The 19,576-nt window shown below is 37.7% G+C and carries 13 protein-coding genes; 5 read left to right on the top strand and 8 right to left on the bottom strand.

Features of this window, described 5'->3' with window-relative positions; genetic code table 11:
- Positions 1 to 40: 40 nt before the first annotated feature.
- Positions 41 to 2,719, top strand: a complete 2,679-nt coding sequence (locus H6G68_RS01135) for a DNA methyltransferase (protein WP_190904968.1) — start codon at positions 41 to 43, stop codon at positions 2,717 to 2,719.
- A 51-nt stretch (positions 2,720 to 2,770) separates the two neighbouring features.
- Here H6G68_RS01135 and H6G68_RS01130 read toward each other — a convergent pair whose 3' ends face one another.
- Together H6G68_RS01130 and H6G68_RS01125 are read right to left on the bottom strand one after the other, a co-directional pair.
- Positions 2,771 to 3,205, bottom strand: coding sequence for a hypothetical protein (locus H6G68_RS01130; RefSeq protein WP_190904967.1), 435 nt, complete (start codon positions 3,203 to 3,205; stop codon positions 2,771 to 2,773).
- Between the two features lie 44 nt (positions 3,206 to 3,249).
- Entirely contained in the window at positions 3,250 to 3,993 is a 744-nt protein-coding gene (locus H6G68_RS01125; RefSeq protein ID WP_190905097.1) for a GDSL-type esterase/lipase family protein, read from the bottom strand.
- Between the two features lie 525 nt (positions 3,994 to 4,518).
- Between H6G68_RS01125 and H6G68_RS01120 the strand changes: the two genes are divergently transcribed.
- On the top strand, positions 4,519 to 5,811 hold the full coding sequence (locus H6G68_RS01120) for a glycoside hydrolase family 10-like protein (RefSeq protein WP_199332469.1): 1,293 nt from the start codon (positions 4,519 to 4,521) through the stop codon (positions 5,809 to 5,811).
- A gap of 69 nt (positions 5,812 to 5,880) precedes the next feature.
- Here H6G68_RS01120 and H6G68_RS01115 read toward each other — a convergent pair whose 3' ends face one another.
- From H6G68_RS01115 to nfi, 3 genes are all read right to left on the bottom strand, one after another.
- On the bottom strand, positions 5,881 to 7,848 hold the full coding sequence (locus tag H6G68_RS01115) for an FHA domain-containing protein (RefSeq protein WP_190904966.1): 1,968 nt from the start codon (positions 7,846 to 7,848) through the stop codon (positions 5,881 to 5,883).
- Between the two features lie 104 nt (positions 7,849 to 7,952).
- Entirely contained in the window at positions 7,953 to 8,507 is a 555-nt protein-coding gene (locus H6G68_RS01110; RefSeq protein ID WP_190904965.1) for an FHA domain-containing protein, read from the bottom strand.
- 273 nt (positions 8,508 to 8,780) lie between these two features.
- Complete coding sequence (gene nfi / locus H6G68_RS01105; protein WP_190904964.1) at positions 8,781 to 9,446, bottom strand: deoxyribonuclease V; 666 nt, start codon at positions 9,444 to 9,446, stop codon at positions 8,781 to 8,783.
- A gap of 255 nt (positions 9,447 to 9,701) precedes the next feature.
- On the opposite strand from nfi, the gene H6G68_RS01100 reads away from it, so the two are divergent.
- The 3 genes from H6G68_RS01100 (at position 9,702) to H6G68_RS01090 (ending at position 16,239) form a co-directional block, all read left to right on the top strand.
- On the top strand, positions 9,702 to 10,547 hold the full coding sequence (locus tag H6G68_RS01100) for a prohibitin family protein (RefSeq protein ID WP_190904963.1): 846 nt from the start codon (positions 9,702 to 9,704) through the stop codon (positions 10,545 to 10,547).
- Positions 10,548 to 11,539: 992 nt separating this feature from the next.
- Positions 11,540 to 14,653, top strand: coding sequence for a thioester reductase domain-containing protein (locus tag H6G68_RS01095; RefSeq protein ID WP_190904962.1), 3,114 nt, complete (start codon positions 11,540 to 11,542; stop codon positions 14,651 to 14,653).
- Between the two features lie 263 nt (positions 14,654 to 14,916).
- The gene (locus tag H6G68_RS01090) at positions 14,917 to 16,239 is read left to right on the top strand and encodes a salicylate synthase (RefSeq protein WP_190904961.1); all 1,323 of its coding nucleotides are present in this window, start codon (positions 14,917 to 14,919) and stop codon (positions 16,237 to 16,239) included.
- 126 nt (positions 16,240 to 16,365) lie between these two features.
- Here H6G68_RS01090 and H6G68_RS01085 read toward each other — a convergent pair whose 3' ends face one another.
- From H6G68_RS01085 to lpxB, 3 genes are read right to left on the bottom strand one after another with little or no spacing between them, the layout of a single operon-like run.
- Positions 16,366 to 16,926: a Uma2 family endonuclease gene (locus H6G68_RS01085; RefSeq protein WP_190904960.1), complete on the bottom strand. Its 561-nt coding sequence runs from the start codon at positions 16,924 to 16,926 to the stop codon at positions 16,366 to 16,368.
- A 27-nt stretch (positions 16,927 to 16,953) separates the two neighbouring features.
- Positions 16,954 to 18,348 (bottom strand): DNA cytosine methyltransferase, encoded by a 1,395-nt coding sequence (locus H6G68_RS01080; RefSeq protein ID WP_242045093.1) that lies wholly within the window; start codon positions 18,346 to 18,348, stop codon positions 16,954 to 16,956.
- Positions 18,282 to 19,442, bottom strand: a complete 1,161-nt coding sequence (lpxB, locus tag H6G68_RS01075) for a lipid-A-disaccharide synthase (RefSeq protein WP_190904959.1) — start codon at positions 19,440 to 19,442, stop codon at positions 18,282 to 18,284. The genes H6G68_RS01080 and lpxB overlap by 67 nt, the downstream gene beginning before the upstream one ends.
- Between the last annotated feature and the right edge of the window lie 134 nt (positions 19,443 to 19,576).

The following is a 19,576-nucleotide window of genomic DNA, read 5'->3' as shown; positions in this document are numbered from 1 at the left end:
GAGAATTATTGCAGGTACTTAAGATAATTCCCCAACAAAAATGGTTGCAGCGACACCGGAAAGTTTAGCGAAGTTTGTCAATTTTTGTCAGCAACACATCACGGGACAGGAACGGAAGGAAGCACAAACGTTTTTAGACCGATTTTTTCGAGCGTTTGGACATGAAGGGGCGCTGGAAGCGGGGGCAAGTTACGAAGAAACGATTAACAAGAGTAGTCAAAAAGACTTTGCTGATTTAGTGTGGAAACCTCGCGTTTTGATTGAGATGAAAAAGCGCGGGGAAGATTTGAGTAAACATTATTCTCAGGCTTTTGATTATTGGACGCGGTTAGTTCCAAATCGTCCTAAATATGTAATTTTGTGCAACTTTGATGAGTTTTGGATATTTGATTTTGATATTCAGTTAGATACACCTGTAGATAAAATTACGCTGGAGCAATTGCCAGAACGGGCGGGAGCTTTGGCATTTATGGAATTAGGGCAAAAAACTCCTGTTTTTCAAAATAACCAAGTAGAGGTGACAGTAAGGGTTGCCCGTCGCATGGGGGAATTATTATTAGAGTTGGAAAAGCGGGGAATTGAAAAGTTAACAGCGCAGCGTTTTATTTTGCAATGTGTGTTAGCTATGTTTGCGGAAAAACGCCAACTTTTAACCCGTGATATGTTTGTTTATTGTGTGCAGAATTGCAAAAATGGGGCAAGTTCTGATGATATTTTGGGTGGTTTATTTCGGGAAATGAATCAATCGATAAAAACGCCAGCAGGACGTTATCAAGGTGTAGATTATTTTAACGGTGGGTTATTTTCGCAAATTCATGGAATTGAGTTAACTAGGGAAGAATTAAATTTTTTAGATATCTGTGCGCGAGAGAATTGGAGTAAAGTCCGTCCAGCTATTTTTGGTAATTTGTTTGAAGGAACGCTGGATAAAAAAGAGCGTCACGCGAGAGGAATTCACTATACCTCAGAAGCAGATATTATGAAAATTGTCCGCCCAACTATTAGCCGTTATTGGGAAGAAAAAATTGAGGAAGCAAGTACAATTAAGGAACTTTCGGAACTGCAATTAGAGTTGCAAAGTTATCGCGTACTTGACCCCGCGTGTGGTTCTGGCAATTTTCTCTATATAGCATATCAGGAATTGAAAAGAATTGAGATTTTGCTTTTGGATAAAATGCAACAAAGACAAAAATCCGAAGATAAGCAAATGCAAATAGGTTTGGTGACACCATTACAATTTTATGGAATGGATACAAATCCTTTTGCGGTGGAATTAGCACGGGTAACTTTGATGATTGCGCGGAAGATTGCAATTGATAATTTGAATTTAACTGAACCTGCTTTACCTTTGGATAGCTTGGATAATAATATTGTTTGTCAGGATGCTTTACTTAGTGAATGGGTAAAAGCAGATGCAATTATTGGAAATCCGCCTTTTTTAGGTGGAAAGCATATGAGAATCTCTTTAGGTGATGAATATGTAGATGAAATTTTTAAACATTTTCCTAAAGTCAAAGATTCAGTTGATTTTTGTGCTTATTGGTTTCGGTTAGCGCACGATAAAATTGATGAAAAAGGTAGAGTAGGTTTAGTTGCTACAAATTCAATAAGTCAAGGTAAAAGTAGAATTGCTGCTTTAGATTACATTACTCAAAATGGTGGTTATATTCATGAAGCAATTGCTACACAACCTTGGTCTGGTGCTGCTAAAGTTCATGTAAGTATAGTCAATTGGTGTAAGGATAAACCGGGAAAGTATTATTTAGATAATCAGATAGTTTCACAAATCAATTCTTCATTGAAATCTAGTATTGATGTTTCTCAAGCTGTGCGGTTACAAGCAAATCTCAATAAATGCTTTCAGGGTGTAATTCCAGTTGGTGAAGGTTTTATAGTCACGGAACAACAAGTAATAGATTGGATAAAAGCAGATGCAAAAAATAAAGAAGTTTTAAAATTATTTTCAATGGGTGCAAATTTAGCTAAAAATCCTCATGGTAAGCCGGAAAGATGGATTATTGATTTTAATGATATGAGTTTTGAAAAAGCTATTACTTATTATTTTCCCTTTGAGTATATTAAATCTTTTGTTAAGCCTGAAAGAGAGAATAATAGGAGAGAAGTAATAAAAATAAATTGGTGGAAATATGGTGAAAAAAGACCAGCAATGAGAAATGCTATTTCATCACTATCATTATATTTTGTTGTTCCCAGAGTTTCTAAATGGGCGATATTTATTCCAGCACCTTTAAATTGGCTACCCGGTGATAAATCAGTTGTTGTAGCTGTTGATGATTTTTATATATTTGGTATTCTCACATCTAAAATACATCGTCAATGGATGAATGCTCAAAAATCAACCTTAAAAGGAGATATAGCCTACACTCACAATACCTGTTTTGAAACATTCCCCTTTCCCCAAACCCCAGACGCTAAATTAATTCAGCAAATTCGCATCAAAGCCGAAGAACTTCATCAATACCGCACAGAACAAATGGAGTCAAAACAATGGGGAATTACCACACTTTATAATAAATTCTTCAACGAACCTAACAGCCAACTTTATCAACTACATCAACAACTAGATAAACTAGTCATGCAAGCCTATGATTTTCAAACTAACGATGACATTCTAGAAAAACTCCTCAATTTAAACATAGAACTTGCAGAAAAAGAAACACAAGGAATAAAAATTATCGGACTCTCTTCACCAAATTAGAATATTTCTCTCTGTGCCTCTGCGTCTCCGCGTGAGAAAAAAATCTCTATTTTAAAACCACTCTCCACCCCGAAAACGCCACCGAGGAAAAATAATCCTCATTAAACTTTGTGAAATAATAAAAACAGCAAACCAAACAATGCTGTAATGCATAAAAAACACCCCTATGGGTAGTTCTTCTTTAGGCATAGGTATGGGGAAAAAGCCAAAAATCTTAATTCCACAAAAGACAAATACCATTTCCCAAATACCTGCAAAAACTTGATAAGCTGCTGGCCAGTCTCTATCCCAACGTGATTTTTGTAGATAGCTATAAAGCACATCCCAACCTAAACCAAAAATGGTCACATAGGCAAGAATCCAAAAGTAAACTGTGTGAGGACGGTTGCCAATTAAACCAATTGCAAAAGGTATAGATACTAATACGCCGACAGTTGCTAATAGTAATAATCGAGTTTGCCAACGACCAAATAAAGTTGGAGTCATAAACAATTAAAAATTAACAATTAACAATTAAAAATGAATTGGTTCTAATCTGCTTCCTGCTTTATGACTTCTGTCATTATTTGATAGTCTAATTGACAATGATATTTTGCTATTTCTGGCCAATTGAGTACAGATTCTAGGAGGTCTTGATAGCCTAATGTGTTGGGGTGAAGTCCGTCTGCGCTGATGCGTTGAGTGCGCCAGGATTCATCTCTTTCTAGCCATTGGTCGAAAATGTCTAAATAGGGTATTTGCCGTTGCTGACAAGCTTGACGGGTGGCTTCTTTGTAGCGATATTGGTCAACGTGATTGTAGTATAAACAATCGAGAAACGGCATTTTGGTTTCATCTACGGGAACCATACCCACAAAGAGGACGGGACACAGTTGTTGGGCTTGGTCTAATAATGCAGCGATTTCGGTTTCAAATTGGGTAAAATTTGTGTAATTTTTGCCGTTGGGACGACCTAAGCGGGGTGTGTCGTTAACTCCGACAGATAAAATAATCAAGTCAGGGACACGGTTACGGATTTCTCCACGATGGCGAAATTCTATTTCTAGCCTTTGGGAAACTTGCTGAGTGCGATCGCCCCTAACGCCCAAATTATATAGTACATGACCGACACTATCCGGCAACATCCACCACCGTCGTAGTTGTTCCACCCAACCGCCTTTTTCTGGGTCGCCGTATCCATATACTAAGCTATCTCCCAAGGCGACAATCTTTAAAGGCTGGCATACTTTTGGTGCTACAGACAGCATTGAGGAGGAAGGCTTCAAGGTTTGCATCTTAAACAGCAGTGTCATTTATATCTTTACAAGATTCTATACATTTTTACACTATTTTATGGTATGTTTCTTATCTTTTCGGCTAAAAGTCTTGGCTTTCTGAGAGCGATCGCATATCCCTACAGGGAACCACTTATAACTATTAATTATCTATTACCTGTGGTTACTTGTATGTTTCTTAATATATTTAGGGGCAAATGCCGATTATATTACTTGTTTAAAGTAAAAAATAAAGATATTATTAAACTTGGTTAACAAATCAAAATATATTCAAAATCTCAGGAATTTAACTGTGAATTTGGCAAATTTATCAAAATGAGTTTGAGTTTTACAGCATTGCAATATATCAATGCTGAACATAAAAAACAAAAATTAATTTGACATAATCTCAGCTAGAGAAAAGAGTCAAACCAGGCACTAATTTTCAATAGCTACGTCAACAATTCTGAATTTACTCAATCAGATGGGATGGTAATCCCAGCAAAATACAATGCACAAGCAAAATCTATCATGCTCGTAGATAACATGACTCATAGATTCCGTCACAATCTTATGCAGATGCATAAATCTTTACTTAATACATCCTTCAAAAGGACGAAATTTAATATTTTATCTTTAAGTTGGCAGCGTGGAAAAAGAATTAATTGGCATCATCAATTACTTAAAAGTGTATTTCCGCTGTTAATTCTAATTTCCTTTGTCGCAGTTTTATGGGGAAATAGCTTCACCCCCGTTACCGCCCAAACACCCCGTCAAGAAATTCGCGGCGTGTGGATAACCAACAACGATCTTAACATTTTCAAAGATCGTCAAAAAGTCCAGGATGCTGTCAAAAAACTGCGTCAGCTTAACTTTAATACTCTTTATCCCGTAGTTTGGAACTCTGGCTATGTCATGTATCCTAGCGTCGTAGCCAAACGTTTAGATATTCAACCATTTGTTTTTCGCGGTTCAGATGGACATGATATTCTTGCAGATGTAATTGATAAAGCCCATCGCCAAAATTTACTCGTTGTTCCTTGGTTTGAGTTTGGTTTTATGGCTCCCCCAACCTCAGAACTAGCATTAAATAAACCAGAATGGTTCACCCAAAAACGGAACGGTAGCCAAACTTCCATTAGTGCGGCTGGTGAAGTTATGTGGTTAAATCCCTTTCATCCAGAAGTACAACAGTTTATTACTAATCTGCTTTTAGAACTAGCTAATAACTATGATATTGATGGCATTCAATTTGATGATCACATGAGTTTACCTCATGAATTTGGCTATGATAAATACACAGTTGCCTTGTACCGCCAAGAAACCAAAAAGAATGCCCCAGCAGATGCTCAAGATCCAGAATGGGTAAGCTGGCGTGCAAATAAAATCACAGATTTTATGGTCAGACTTAATGAAAGAGTCAAGCAAATAAAACCAAAAGCAATTTTTTCAGTTTCACCTAATTACTACGATTTTGCTTACAAATTTCAACTGCAAGACTGGCTAAAATGGGTGCGATTAAGCATAGTAGATGAGCTAATTGTGCAAGTTTATCGAGAGAATCTGGATCAGTTTAACGCCAAAATTTCCCGCCCAGAAATGCAAGAAGTACAGCAAATAATTCCCACTGGAGTTGGAATCATGGCAGGGTTAAGAACAAAACCTGTATCAATGCGACAAATTAAATCTCAAGTACGAGCCGCCCAACAGCGCGGATTAGGTGTAGTTTTCTTCTATTATGAAAGTCTGTGGAATAACTCCTCAGAGCCAGTAAATGAGCGTTTAACTGGATTTCAAAGTCTTTTCCCCTATCCTGCATTGCGATTAGCAGCCGATTAAATTGGTCATTGGTCATTGGTCATTGGTCATTGGTCATTGTAGTAAAATTACGAAATTACGAATTACGAATTACGGTGATTGATTTGACATCCATTTTACCCATTGCCCAAATGAACTAAAGGTGTTCAAATGCCCAACTCCTGGCGCATGGGCTGTGTATAATCCATCAACAGCAACTAAAGCCGCGTACTGCAAACCCAGGAAACTATCAACTGCTGCATAGGGGCCGCCTAAAGTTATTGCCCCTGCTGCATACATTTGACCTTTGGTGTTTCGCATTTCTACTAATTCAAAATTATTTGCTACTACCAAGCGCCCTAGATGATTTAGGGGTAAATTGTAATGCTTAACCAAATCTTCTAACAACGGATTAGCATCAACTTTGGCATCTAATCCAGTAGCATCAATAATAAAGTCAGCAGTTAGCTTCATTTCCCCAAAACCTTTTTCTTGGATCTGGGTAATGGTGTGATTTTGGTTATCTCGTTCTACACCTATCACTTGACCAAAGGTAATTTGATACCAACCTTCTTTAATACCTTGTTCGGTGATATTTTGCCAATCTTGACGGTCTGCGGTAGTAGTTCCACCCCAGTCTGCTAATAGACGCTGACGTTCTTCTGGGGTGGCTTTTTCTAACATAACTCGTAGTTCACCACCCCAACAGGCTTTTGGCCAGTTAAAAGGTTGAAATTCGTAGTGATTTTTGACAGTACGCTGGGCTTTTTGGAATTTGTTACCTTGGGGTTTAGGCGATCGCATTAAATGCAAAACTGTAATATTGCGATTTTGCTTTCTCGCCTCATAAATGCGCTGTAAAATCCGCGAAGCCACAATACCCCGCCCCCGAATCAAAACAGTCCCACCTTGGCGTTCTAACTGTTCATATACATGATCGTGTGCTTCATAAGCATTTACCACAGACTTAAAATCTTGATATTTTTCTCTATAAGCTTGCAAATCTGGGAGAAACTGAATCGCTGGATATCCAGTAGCCAAATGTAAATAACGACAAACTAAAAAAGCATAATTTCCCGGACTGCGAGAATAAGCAACACAATACCTACCATCTTCAGTTTTACGAATTGACCTAACTCGTCCATAACGATAAATTTGATTCCAACCAATACGCTTTGCTTCTCTATCTATAGAATCAAAAACATTACCAGAACGGGGAGTATAAGTTTCCGCAAAAGTTGGTTCACCAAAAACCTGCCATAAATATTTAAACGCCGATTTTAGCTGACCTTTAGTTAAATCATGCCAATATTCCCTTAACGCATAACTAGGCCAACCCCAAATATTATCAGGACAAGAATCAGAATTAGAGCGCAATCTTTCATGTAAAGGAATTTGAGAATTCAGACAAAGCCGTTTATAACGAGCATAGGGTTCCGCTTCTAGTCCGACAGCGATAATTTTTTCAGCCTTGACACCACTAATTCTGAGTAAATCAACCCAAACAAAACTACCCAAACCCGCACCAATCGCTAGATAATCACATTCATCAACAGGTAAACCCGTAGCATGAAGCGCCTGTAAATCAACTTTTGCATCTTGAAATGCTGGGGGCGGAAAATTACTTCCTAAAGGTGTGACAGGACGGACTGGTGATAAACTAGGGTCAGGGAGATTAGTATTATGATTAAATATAATTGTAGAAGGATTATTAGGAGTGGGAATAACAGTATTGATCCCAAACTGCACAGTCATTATATAGGGACCAATTTGCAAAGTATCCCCATTAGCTAACTGACAGCGTGTTTGGCGTTGACCATTGACTAACACACCATTAACACTATTTTGGTCAATTACTAAAAAATGATTTTGTTCCCAATCTTGTTCCCAATCAATGAGGGCGTGATAGCGAGAAACTTCATTGCTATTTAGCAGCATCCGCGAGACACGTTGACCCCTAATTTCTGTTGGTAAACGGGCAAATTCTCTACCAAAAGCGATAGGTAAACTTAACTTAGGTTCTCGTCGTTCTCCCGTCGCTGGATCTTCCCAACTTAATTGAATTTGTAAATTAGTCATTGGTCATTAGTCATTAGTCATTAGTCATTGGTCATTGGTCATTAGTCATTAGTCATTAGTCATTGGTCATTAGTCATTAGTCATTAGAGAAATTGACCCAGCACTCAATTCTTCGGTGCTACTAGGACACTTACAGCTGCGGCTAAAGATGTCCCACACCAAGAACAACCTACTTGTAGATTTTCTGGTGGGGAAACTTTATGACATCTGGAACATTGCAAACCATAGACAGGTTTTGGTTGGGTTAGGGGTGACTGTTTATGATGGTGATATCCTGGTGGCGCTGGTGGTTGTTGAGGTGGGACTAAAATTGTTGCGGGAATGCTGTTAATATCAATTGCAGTAACTTGAAGTTGTTGCTGTCCTAAATAAATTATGCTCCCTTCATTTAACGGCATTTCACCTTGCATGAGTAATTTACCATCTATTTGAGGAGGGTTTGATTCCCGCAAATTTCTAATATAAAAACGTTTTTGTTGAGAATGAAAAAATATTTCAACGTGTAAACCAGAGACAGTCGGGTGAGTTAAAATAATATCGCACCGTAAAGGGTCACGACCAATGCGGAAAGTACCAGTATTTTTGCTGGACTGTTGCTCATAAATTTGTTGAGTTTTACTCTGTCCTGCATCGTACCACTGTAAAGTTAGTGCGTTCATTTTTCTTAGGTAACTTTTATTTAGCTACTTCAAGTTCGTGCTGTGCGATTCCTAACATGATTGGGTGTTAGTAAGCAAGTCTTGAAAATCAACTTTCAGAACTTCCAAATAAAAAAGCTCCAATTTGTAGGGTGGGTTACGCAGCGTAACCCACCAATTATCCCTTAAATTTTTGGTGGGTTACAGACTACGGTCTTAAACCACCCTACAATTTTTGTTTTGGGTAATTTATTTTTGGTGTTTCCTTAAGGACTTATCTGCAAAATCTACACTTTATCTATCAGATGCTAATTTATCAGCAATGCGGGTAGTTTCTGGCAACCGATATTTTGGCGTGCAGCGTAATACATAGTCAATTGCTGTTGGTAAGCTAATGCGATGTCCACTAGATATATAGAGAGGTTTTACTCCTGTGCGTGTGCGTAAAACTGCGCCAATAGTTTCTTTTTTATGTATTAATGGTTGCCAACTTCCTTTGGTTTCTGGTAATTCTTCATGTTTACCAATCAACAGAGATTTCGCTACACCAATTGTCGGTATATCCACGATTACTCCTAAATGGCAAGCTATTCCTAATCTTCGAGGGTGAGCAATTCCCTGACCATCACACAATATTATATCAGGTATAGTTTGAATCTTTTCTAAGGCATCGAGAAGGGCGGGGATTTCCCGAAAAGAGAGGAAACCAGGTATGTAAGGAAAGCTTGTGGGACGGTATGCTAAACTCGTTTCGACTACTTGCAAATCAGGAAAACTCAGTACTGCAACTGCTGCACGGCTAATTGTACCATCTTCGAGAAAACCCATATCCACACCTGCAACGTACTTGATAGGTTCCTGGAGTAAGTCTTTAGTAATTACTTGATTTTGCAGGGTTTCTTGAATGGTTATAGCTTCTTCAACTGTGGTAGGCCAAGAATGAATTTGTTGAATTTTCATATTTAAATTGGGAATGAAAATGTTGATATTCCGAAATTGTGAATTCTCTTAGTGTATCCATATATAGTAATCCTTGCAGAGGTTGTGAACACCTTGTAAGTCGGGTTAGATGCGGTAATTAACTGATAACGCTCACAGATAAATCATCAAACTACGTCATAACCTAACATCCACAAGGAAATATGTTTTCATCATTTCTTTAGGAGCGCTATATCAGTCAAAAACAAAATATATCATTTACTTTACCCAAAAATTATGCATAACTCTATCAGAAATACTGGCAATAATTTCCCATTCATTTTGTATCTTGGTGGGGGACTAGGTTTATTACTGTTTGTTTCAATATTTTTACGCCCTTTTGCCATTGTGAATGCTGGTGAACGTGGTGTGATTATGCGGTTTGGTAAAGTCCAAGATACAATTTTAGATGAAGGAATTCACCCGATTATGCCAGTAGTGACATCAGTTAAAAGGCTGAATGTCAGGGTTCAACAAAATAGCTTTAATGCTGGTGCTGCTTCTAAAGACTTGCAAACAATCACAACTGAACTTGCTGTTAATTGGCATATTGATCCACTCAAGGTAAACAAAGTTTATCAACAAGTTGGAGATGAGAATTTAATTATCAATGGTATTATGACACCCGCAGTATCAGAGGTGTTGAAAGCAGCTACAGCGAAAAAAACAGCAGAAGAAATTATCACTAAAAGAACGGAACTTAAACAAGAGATTGATAATAATCTTAAAAATCGTCTAGAACCTTATGGTGTGATTATAGATGATGTCTCTCTGGTGAATTTTTCATTTTCTCCAGAGTTTAGTAGAGCGATTGAATCTAAACAAATAGCTGAACAAGAAGCAAAACAAGCAAGTTTTATTGCTCAGAAAGCTACTCAAGAAGCTCAAGCCGATGTTAACCGTGCGAAAGGTCAAGCTGAAGCGCAAAGATTACAACGGCTAACTTTAACACCGGAGTTATTGCAAAAGCAAGCGATAGAAAAATGGGATGGACGTTTCCCAATGGTTATGGGTGGTAATGGTGCGGTTCCTTTGATTAATATTAATCCTAATGATTTAACAGGTGGACAAAAGAAGAATTAGTTTTGGTAAAGTGGGAGAGGTAGAATTAATGGATATTACCAGATGATAATATTCTCTAGCAAATAGAATATTCTTAATTAAAACTTCCGTTCAATTGGGGGTTTTTTGCTATTTTAGAGATTTTTTGTCTGAAAAATGATATTTTAATGTTATGGATGAAAATCCTGTCAAGACCAGGTTTATTGGTTATGACAAAACCTAATTTCTAAATTATTCATCTGATACTTTCCTTCTGTTTTATTTAATCTGCGCTCGCTTAGTTTTGCTATCGAGACGATTTCTTGGAAAACTCCGAGTTGCTTGACTATTTTTGCGGGTTTCGGGTGGGATATTGGCGTTAGCCTGTGCGACAACACGTATCGCACTTCCAATCAAAGAAAGGCAATCATGTATCTTGTTGATTAGCTCAAAGCTTCAATCGCTGTGGATAATGGCTTTTGTTTCTTAATTTTTCCTGCAAGTAAGGGTTAAGTCAAGGAGATTTAGAAGGCGGTTATATTGCACTAAAATATCTTTATAAGAGATAACACGCTTGTAAGTCTGCCATTACAACCAACAAATTAAACAACTCAAGACCTTGTCAATTCCATCATTACAAATTTATAGCAGATTCAGCAGCTATTTCGATGCCAAGGCCACGAAATACTTCACGAAATACTTTTATAAGTAAGCTTTATATAAAAGTCAGTAAGCAATATACATGGATTATTAATCATCTTAACTTTCTTACTTAACAGTCTTAACTGTCCTTGCATTGTTATTAAAAGTCTGAGACATTAAGAAGTATTAAGTGTGGTGTTATGCTTTCCAAGGAATTTGGAGAGTTTAAACAATGACAACCACAACAACAAGCAAAGCAAATTCTACCTACAAGTGGCAGCAAGCAGCTGGAAAACTTGAGCAAGTATTTGTTAGTTCCGCTTGTTGCAATTTGGTATGAAAAGTTTTGTCCTATAAATATTTGCTCGAAATTTACTCGAAAAAGAAATTTTATGATCTTTGACAGTCCATATCCTGACACTCGTATCCCTGAGCAGCCGTTGACAAAATTTGTATTGCAACGAGCAGTAGAATTAGCAGACAAAGCAGCTTTTATTGAAGGACAGAGCGATCGCATAATAACTTATGGAGAATTGGCAGACTCAATCCGTCGAGTAGCTGCTGGCCTGACTGCGCGCGGCTTCTCCAAAGGTGATATTTTCGCTATTTACAGTCCTAATCTTCCCGAATATGCGATCGCTTTTCATGCCGTCGTCAGTTTGGGCGGGGTAGTCGCTACAGTCAACCCATCCTATACAACACAAGAGCTTATATACCAACTGAATGACACTGGTGCAAAATACATCCTCACCACACCTGGTCTTTTAAATCAAGCATTAGAAGCAGTTGAGCAGTCACAAGTAAAAGAAGTATTCGTATTTGGTGATGCGATTGGTGCTACTTCATTTTCCGTGCTTTTACAAAGTGAAGGGGAAGCACCGCCAGTCCAAATCAATCCCAAAGAAGATTTGATGGTATTGCTGTACTCTGGTGGTACAACTGGTTTGCCTAAAGGTGTAATGCACACCCACTATACCTTTGGTGCAAACTTTTACCAATTTCAAAACTGCGAACTAATCACCGAAGATGATCGACTTATCGGAGTTTTACCGTTTTTTCATGCTTACGGGATGCTGATGATGAATTACTGCCTTGCTCGCGGTGCAACTATTGTCACCATGCAAGGCTTTGATTTAGAAACATTTCTCAGCCTGATTCAGCAACATCAAATTACTCGGATTCATGTAGTACCACCAATGCTGCTGGCACTAGCCAAGCAATCATTAGTAGAAAAATACGATCTTTCCAGCTTGCAGGTACTCACTTCAGCCGCTGCACCCCTGAGTCGTGAATTAATCGCAGAATGTGAACAACGTCTTCCCCATTGCATCATCAAGCAAATATATGGAACAACAGAAACCTGTGTGAGTCTGAATGCTCCAGATGAATCTTACAAGAGTAAGCCTGGTTCAGTCGGTAAAAGCATTTCTGGAGTGGAATGTCAAATAGTAGATGTTGATAGCCAAAAACCATTAACTGCCAATCAATCAGGAGAACTGTGGATACGTGGTTCACAGGTAATGACAGGGTATTTAAATAATCCCGAAGCAACTCTTAAAGCAATTGATCAAGATGGTTGGTATCACAGCGGTGATATTGTCTATGCTGACGAAGACGGTTACATTTACATCGTTGATCGCATTAAGGAGTTGATTAAGTGCAATGGCTACGGAGTAGCGCCAGCAGAACTAGAAGCCGTATTGCTAACTCATCCATCTGTTGTTGATGCCTGTGTAATCAAAAGTCCTCATCCAACTAGTGGTGAAGTTCCCAAAGCTTTTGTTGTCCTCAAAAGTGCAGCGACACCAGAGCAAATCATGGAATTTGTTGCGGGACAAGTTGCATCTTATAAAAGAATTCGTCGGCTAGAAATTGTAGACAAAATACCTAAATCAACCACAGGCAAAATTTTACGTCGGCTGTTAGTAGAACAAGAACTGCTCAAAATTGAAGAACAAAGTAAAAATGAACAGCCATTGACACAACGAGTTGAGTTTTTACAACAATTAGATGATACTTCTGCAACTCAACGTCAAGAACTACTAATTACTTACATTCAAGAGCAAATTGTCAAAGTTTTAGAAATTGATTCATCTCAACATCCAGATCCAGAGAAGCCTTTAAATGAACTGAGGCTTGATTCTTTAATGAATATTGACTTGAAGAACCGCATTGATACTGAATTAGGAGTCAACATACCAATAGAGATATTTCTTAGTAACTTTAATATTAGCCAATTAGCCAATTTATTACTTCAGCAACTAGCAACGAAAAATACATTTGTCTCAGAATCTTCCTCAACTGATTTAGCGACGGATTTAAATTCAGAAGCTGTTTTGGATTCTACTATCTTTCCTGAATATCCATCTGATTTATTTGTATCTGATCCTACGGCTATTTTTTTGACGGGAGCAACAGGCTTTTTAGGAGCTTTTTTACTTCAAGAACTGCTGCTAAAAACCCAGGCAAATATTTATTGTTTAGTCCGTTCTGCTGATTCTGAATCAGGGAAGATGAGGATTCAAAAGAACTTAGAATCCTATGGCATTTGGAACGAGGATTTATCTACCAGAATTATTCCCGTATTGGGTGATTTATCTCAACCGCTATTAGGTTTGTCATCGGCAGATTTTCAAAAGATGAGCAGCCTGATCGATGTGATTTATCATAATGCTGCATGGATAAATTATGTTTACCCATACTCAGCATTAAAGCCTAGCAATGTTTTGGGAACTCAAGAAATTCTCAGATTAGCTAGTCAAACTAAAACCAAGCCGGTACATTACATTTCCACAATTGCGGTTTTTGAATCACCTGTTTATTGGGGAAAAGTCGTCACTGAATCAGATCCACTTGCTCATAGTGAGGGAATGAAACTTGCTTACTCCCAGAGTAAATGGGTGGCAGAAAAGTTAATGATGATAGCAAATAAGCGAGGAATTCCAGTTTCGATATATAGACCACCATTTATTTCCGGTCATAGTCAAACAGGTGCTTGGTATAAAGATGATGTGATCTGCCGTACCATCAAAGGCTGTATACAAATGGGAAGCATGACAGATATCACCGATAGATTAGATTTAGCTCCCGTTGACTATTTAAGTCAAAGCATTGTTTATTTATCACAGCAAAAAGATTCTGTAGGAAAGGCTTTCCATTTAAATAATCCTCAACCTGGTTCTTGGAGTGAATTGACAGATTTTATCGGCTCATTTGGCTATCCTATTCAGCACATTGCTTATCAAGATTGGCAAATACAACTGAATAATGCTGTCCGTTCCAGAGAAAATCCTTTATATCATCTCTTGCCCTTTTTTCTCAAAAAGTTGCCTCAAGAACAACCAGCTATTTCCCACAAGCATCAGCCATTAATAGACCCTCAACTTAGTTGTTCTGCAACACTGAGGGCGCTGAATGGTAGTTCTATATCTTGCCCTCCTGTGAATAAGGAATTACTAAATACCTATTTTTCTTATTTTATTCGTAGTGGTTGGCTTGACTCATAGCATATTTAAACATCTTCAGAAAAGCTGCCGCCAAAATAGCATTAATGAAAACATCAAATGGTTCTATCGTGTCCAATTTTCCTCCTTGGGATTATTGTATATTTGCGTTGAAAAATCCATCGCAATTAATTACTGAAATAACATCATGTTGTTCGTAATTCGTAATTGAGCAAGTCAGATACTATCTTGATTTTTAGTTGGTATCTATTGCCTAGGTTGAGAAAATTGGCATCATTCATAAATTATCAAAACAGGTCAAATTCATGGTAGCGGAAATAAAGACTCAGATTAAATATAATGAAGCATTTGTACCAGGACAAAAAGATCCGATTATTGTCTTAAATAACTTGCTACAAGCTGGAATTTTTTCTAACTATGTCATGTATGAAGGCAATAATGAGGTTCGTATTGCTGGTAATGAGCTTGTGAGGGTGTCAGTAACCCAAGACTCTGTATTAATTAATGGTTTAGGAAAATCCTACTCTGAACCAGTGAGTGATCCCTTGAAACAGGTAGAGGCTTTGTTCAATTCTTTGAATATTGAAAATTGGACAGCTTATGGCTATGTTGCATTTGATATAGCTCGATTCTACTCGGCATATTCTCAAGCAATTTCCCAAGAACTACTCTATTTTTTGATTCCTGAAACTGAACTGCGCTTTACAGAAACAGGGATACATATCAAGACTACTAAGTCATTAGACCAGATTCTAGAACAATTATTGCTTGAGAATGAATTACCAAATTATGAGTTATCTTCAGTAGTAGTTGATTTTAATGATCGCCAAAATTACAAAAACCGTGTTGAGACTCTAGTTACAGCAATTAAACAAGGAAATTTGCAAAAAGCAATTATTTCCCGTTCTGTTAAAGTAACAGGTAATTTAGATATTTTAGGAACTTATGTGGCTGCCTCAAAAACAAACGACTCTGCACGTTCCTATTGTCTCAATTTAGAAGATATCCGCGCTGTTGGTTTTAGTCCGGAAATTCTTATGCAGGTAAACGAAGACGGTTTTGTAGTGACTAATCCACTAGCAGGAACTCGACCCCGTGGTGCAGACCTAGAGGAAGACACACGATTAAGCGGTGAACTATTTACAGATGCCAAAGAAGTGAAAGAACACGCACTGTCAGCTTGGTTAGCACAAAATGAGATTACCTCACTTTGTTCACCAGAAACGGTACGAGTTTTTGATTTCATGGAAGTGAAAAAGTATCGATGTGTACAACATTTATCATCACGAGTAGGTGGTAAACTTCTACCTGGAAACAGCTTGTGGGATGCGTTAAAAGTTTTATTCCCAGGAATTACTGTTTCTGGGATTGATAAAGCACAAGCCTTAGCATGGATTGACCGTTTAGAAGATGAGCCAAGAGGTATTTATGCTGGTGGTATTGGTTGGGTAGATAGTAATGGTGCAGCGGATATTGCGATCGCTATTCGCTCGGTTTACCAATACGGGAATAGAATTCACTTAAATGCTGGCGCGGGAATTGTGGCAGAATCTGTTCCTGAAAACGAGTATATCGAGTCAGTTAATAAGATGAATACTATGCTGAATAACTTAGTTTTGGAGGCTTAAATAGATATTCGAGGTTAAGTAGGTGGGCATGAGATAAGTAAAATGTGTGAAGTGTGTGAAGAAAAATAAATAAGGCTCACACCCTTTTCTCCCTGCTCCCCTGCTTAAATAAAATCAAATCGCACTCTAACTCATTTTCAACCAACCAAATACTTCTTCTACTGTCAACTCTAATTCAATTCCAGCTAATACAATTAAATCATCTTTTCCATATTTTAATTCCGGCTCTTTTTGAGGCTGAAAAATCAAAATCGAACGGTCATCTGGGTCAATTAACCATCCCAGTTTACAACCATACTTAATACAGTGTAAGATGTTTCCTGTCACTCTGTTTGAACTTTGATCTGGAGAAAGAATTTCTATTGTCCAATCAGGAGGAGTTAACACATCATCCACAGGTTCACCATGATGATCAAATGCGATATTTTCCCAGCGAATAACTGCTATATCTGGAATAATTGATCTACCTGCAAATGAACAGCGTAACTCTGGAAAAGCATAAGCAATTTTACTCGTCTCTGTGACTTGATTAATGCCATTAATTAATTTACCCTGAAGTCTAGAATGACGAGTTTTTGGCATTGGTTTCTGAATAATTTCACCGTTGATATATTCACTAGGTGGTTTAGTTTCTGGTAATTTGAGAAATTCCTCTAGTGTTAATGATGCAGGTTTGGTAACAGTCATTATATTTGTTCCTATTAACTGCTAAATTCATTGGATCAAAAGTTTGTTAATTGCCTTTTGAGTTCTAGGTTCAATAATATCTGCATTCACATCATAATATTTAGCTGCTTCCGACATATTAAAATGTAATAAATTCTCATTTCCCAAATTTTTAATACTTCTAGGTCTATATGGTACTACATTTAAAGCATTGATAATTTCTGATGCTATAGCTTTCGCTAATAAAGGAGGCACAGAATTACCAATTTGTCTAAAACCATGCCATTTTGTCACATGAAATCTAAACCAATCAGGATAAGAATGTAAACGTGCTGCTTCTCGCACAGTGATACATCTAGGAATCAATGGGTGAATGGGACGGGGAGAAGTAAATGCACCTAAATTCCTTGCAGTTCCGGCTCTTAATGTATTGCAAATACCCTTATAATCAAGTTTATAAAAGCGGCTAATGGGTTCAATTTTTCCTGGTAAAGTATCTGCAAATCTTTGAATTGATGCTTCTGTATGTTTTGTTCTTAAACTAGAAGTGAGCATTTTTGGATCATAAATACGTTTATAACCATAGTTCTGAAACTTAGAATTAAATCCATTTAGTCGTTTAACATATCTGCTGCTTTTACCAAACTCACCTAATATCCAATCTTGTTCATATAGTTCTGGATAATTTTCAATTATTGGTAAATCTTGTAGTGCTTTTTTTACAGTCGGTGTTAATAAAAGCTGATTATTAATATTTTTCTGTTTTTTAATAGGTGTGGTAATTGGTTGGGGATAATTCAGTAAATCTAAATCTTGACGACAAGCTAACAAAAACAATCTTTCTCGATTTTGTGGTACTCCATAATTAGCCGCATTTAAAACTTGATAATCTTGACGAACTCTATAATTATTTTTTTCAAACTCGGAGATAATTTCTAAAAGAAAATTCTGGTGTTTTCCTATGGTCATTCCTTTGACATTTTCTAGAACTACAAACTTAGGCTGTAACTCTAGAACCAAACGAATATAATGAAAAACCAAACTATTTCGCGGATCATCTAACAGCCGTTTACCAATTAAAGAAAAGCCTTGACAGGGTGGACCACCAAAAATGACATCAATTTCTTGATTACCAATTTTAGAGAGTTTCCTAATTTCTTCTCCTGTAATTTCAACAACACTTTTACAAAAAATTTGCCAAAAAGGGAAATTAAATTCGTGAGTTGCACAATGAACAGGGTCAATTTCTACTGCTGCGAGAACATCAAAACCTGCTTGTTCAAAACCCAGAGTCATTCCCCCAGCACCAGCAAATAAATCAACAGCTATTGGTCTTTTATATTTATTTTCTCCGACTGATTCCCCGTCAAAAAGTTCTAATTGGGTAGCATTTGTAGAATTTCCTTGGCGGCGCGATCGCATACTCCCACTTCTCCCAAACATCGCCGCATTTCCTGATAATCTGCCAAAGTTTGCTGTCTACGCTCAGGATTTAATAACAATTCCATCGCCGCTTGAGTAATATTCTCGGCTGTGGCTTGCTCCTGTAACAATTCTGGCACAATTTCCCGCATCACAACTAAATTCACTGGAGAAGCAAAAGGAATCGAACCTTTGAGAATATTACGCGCAATCCAAGCTGTAATGGTGTTAAGACGATAAACAACTACTTGCGGTACATTTAACAAAGCTAATTCTAAATTGACAGTTCCAGATTTAGTAATTGCAAAATCAGCTGCTGCAAAAATTTCTTGCTGTTGACCTGATACAACTGTAGCTTGTAACCCGTAATCTTGAATGGCTTTCTCGATAGGTTGTCTAAATGTTTCTAAAGACAGAGGAATCCAAAAATGGGTTTCTGGTAATTTAGATTGTATATTTTGAGCAGCTTGGAAAATTATTGGTAACAGATATTTTAATTCTTGTTGACGAGAAGCTGGCAAAAGAGCAACAGAAATTTGTTCCGGTTTAATCCCCAAACTTGTCCGCGCTGCTTCCCGACTAGGAGTATTTTCCAGCCTATCAATCAACGGATGACCCACCCAATTAACATTAGCCCCTTTCTGCTGATAATAACGAGCTTCTTCGGGAAAAATCGCCAATAGCTTATCTGTAAAGCTAATAATCCGTTTCGTTCTCTCAAAACTCGTTGACCACACCCACTCTTGCGGTGCAATATAATACACTATAGGCACATCGGGAAAATGCTGCTCCATATAACTACCAATCCCAATATTGGGGGTCATGTAGTCAATCAGCACCACTAAATCAGGTGGATTTTCCTTCAGATAAGCGATCGCTTGGCGTTGTACCTGAACAGTAGGTATAAAGTAAGGTAGAGCCTCAATAATACCCATTGAACCAATACCGCTAGTATTGCCCAAAATTGTCGCTCCTGCGGCAGCCATCTTCTCCCCACCCAAAGCCACAATTTCCAACTTCAAACCCATAGCTGCAACTTGACGCTGAAGTGCTGCAATTAAAAGTGATCCCTGCAAATCGCCAGAGACTTCACCCGTACTAATAAATATCCGCATTTCAATTTTAGATTTTAGATTTTAGATTTTGTATTTTTGCTCTTTTCCTCTTCCTTCTTCTTTATTTCTTCCTTCGCGTCCTTCGCGTCTTTGCGGTTCAATTACTCCATATTCTTCTTCGAGTGATTAGGGAA

Source organism: Anabaena catenula FACHB-362 (assembly GCF_014698735.1).
Classification (GTDB): domain Bacteria; phylum Cyanobacteriota; class Cyanobacteriia; order Cyanobacteriales; family Nostocaceae; genus Anabaena; species Anabaena variabilis_A.
Note: the sequence above shows the minus strand (reverse complement) of the source record. Positions and strands in the feature narration are given on the sequence as shown.

Coding starts and splice junctions, on each gene's coding strand:
- H6G68_RS01135 (WP_190904968.1), top strand. CDS start 41: ATGGTTGCAGCGACACCGGAAAGTTTAGCGAAGTTTGTCAATTTTTGT.
- H6G68_RS01090 (WP_190904961.1), top strand. CDS start 14,917: ATGGTAGCGGAAATAAAGACTCAGATTAAATATAATGAAGCATTTGTA.
- nfi (WP_190904964.1), bottom strand. CDS start 9,446: ATGAAAATTCAACAAATTCATTCTTGGCCTACCACAGTTGAAGAAGCT.
- H6G68_RS01085 (WP_190904960.1), bottom strand. CDS start 16,926: ATGACTGTTACCAAACCTGCATCATTAACACTAGAGGAATTTCTCAAA.
- H6G68_RS01125 (WP_190905097.1), bottom strand. CDS start 3,993: ATGCAAACCTTGAAGCCTTCCTCCTCAATGCTGTCTGTAGCACCAAAA.
- H6G68_RS01120 (WP_199332469.1), top strand. CDS start 4,519: ATGACTCATAGATTCCGTCACAATCTTATGCAGATGCATAAATCTTTA.
- H6G68_RS01100 (WP_190904963.1), top strand. CDS start 9,702: ATGCATAACTCTATCAGAAATACTGGCAATAATTTCCCATTCATTTTG.
- H6G68_RS01080 (WP_242045093.1), bottom strand. CDS start 18,348: ATGTTTGGGAGAAGTGGGAGTATGCGATCGCGCCGCCAAGGAAATTCT.
- H6G68_RS01130 (WP_190904967.1), bottom strand. CDS start 3,205: ATGACTCCAACTTTATTTGGTCGTTGGCAAACTCGATTATTACTATTA.
- H6G68_RS01115 (WP_190904966.1), bottom strand. CDS start 7,848: ATGACTAATTTACAAATTCAATTAAGTTGGGAAGATCCAGCGACGGGA.
- lpxB (WP_190904959.1), bottom strand. CDS start 19,442: ATGCGGATATTTATTAGTACGGGTGAAGTCTCTGGCGATTTGCAGGGA.
- H6G68_RS01095 (WP_190904962.1), top strand. CDS start 11,540: ATGATCTTTGACAGTCCATATCCTGACACTCGTATCCCTGAGCAGCCG.
- H6G68_RS01110 (WP_190904965.1), bottom strand. CDS start 8,507: ATGAACGCACTAACTTTACAGTGGTACGATGCAGGACAGAGTAAAACT.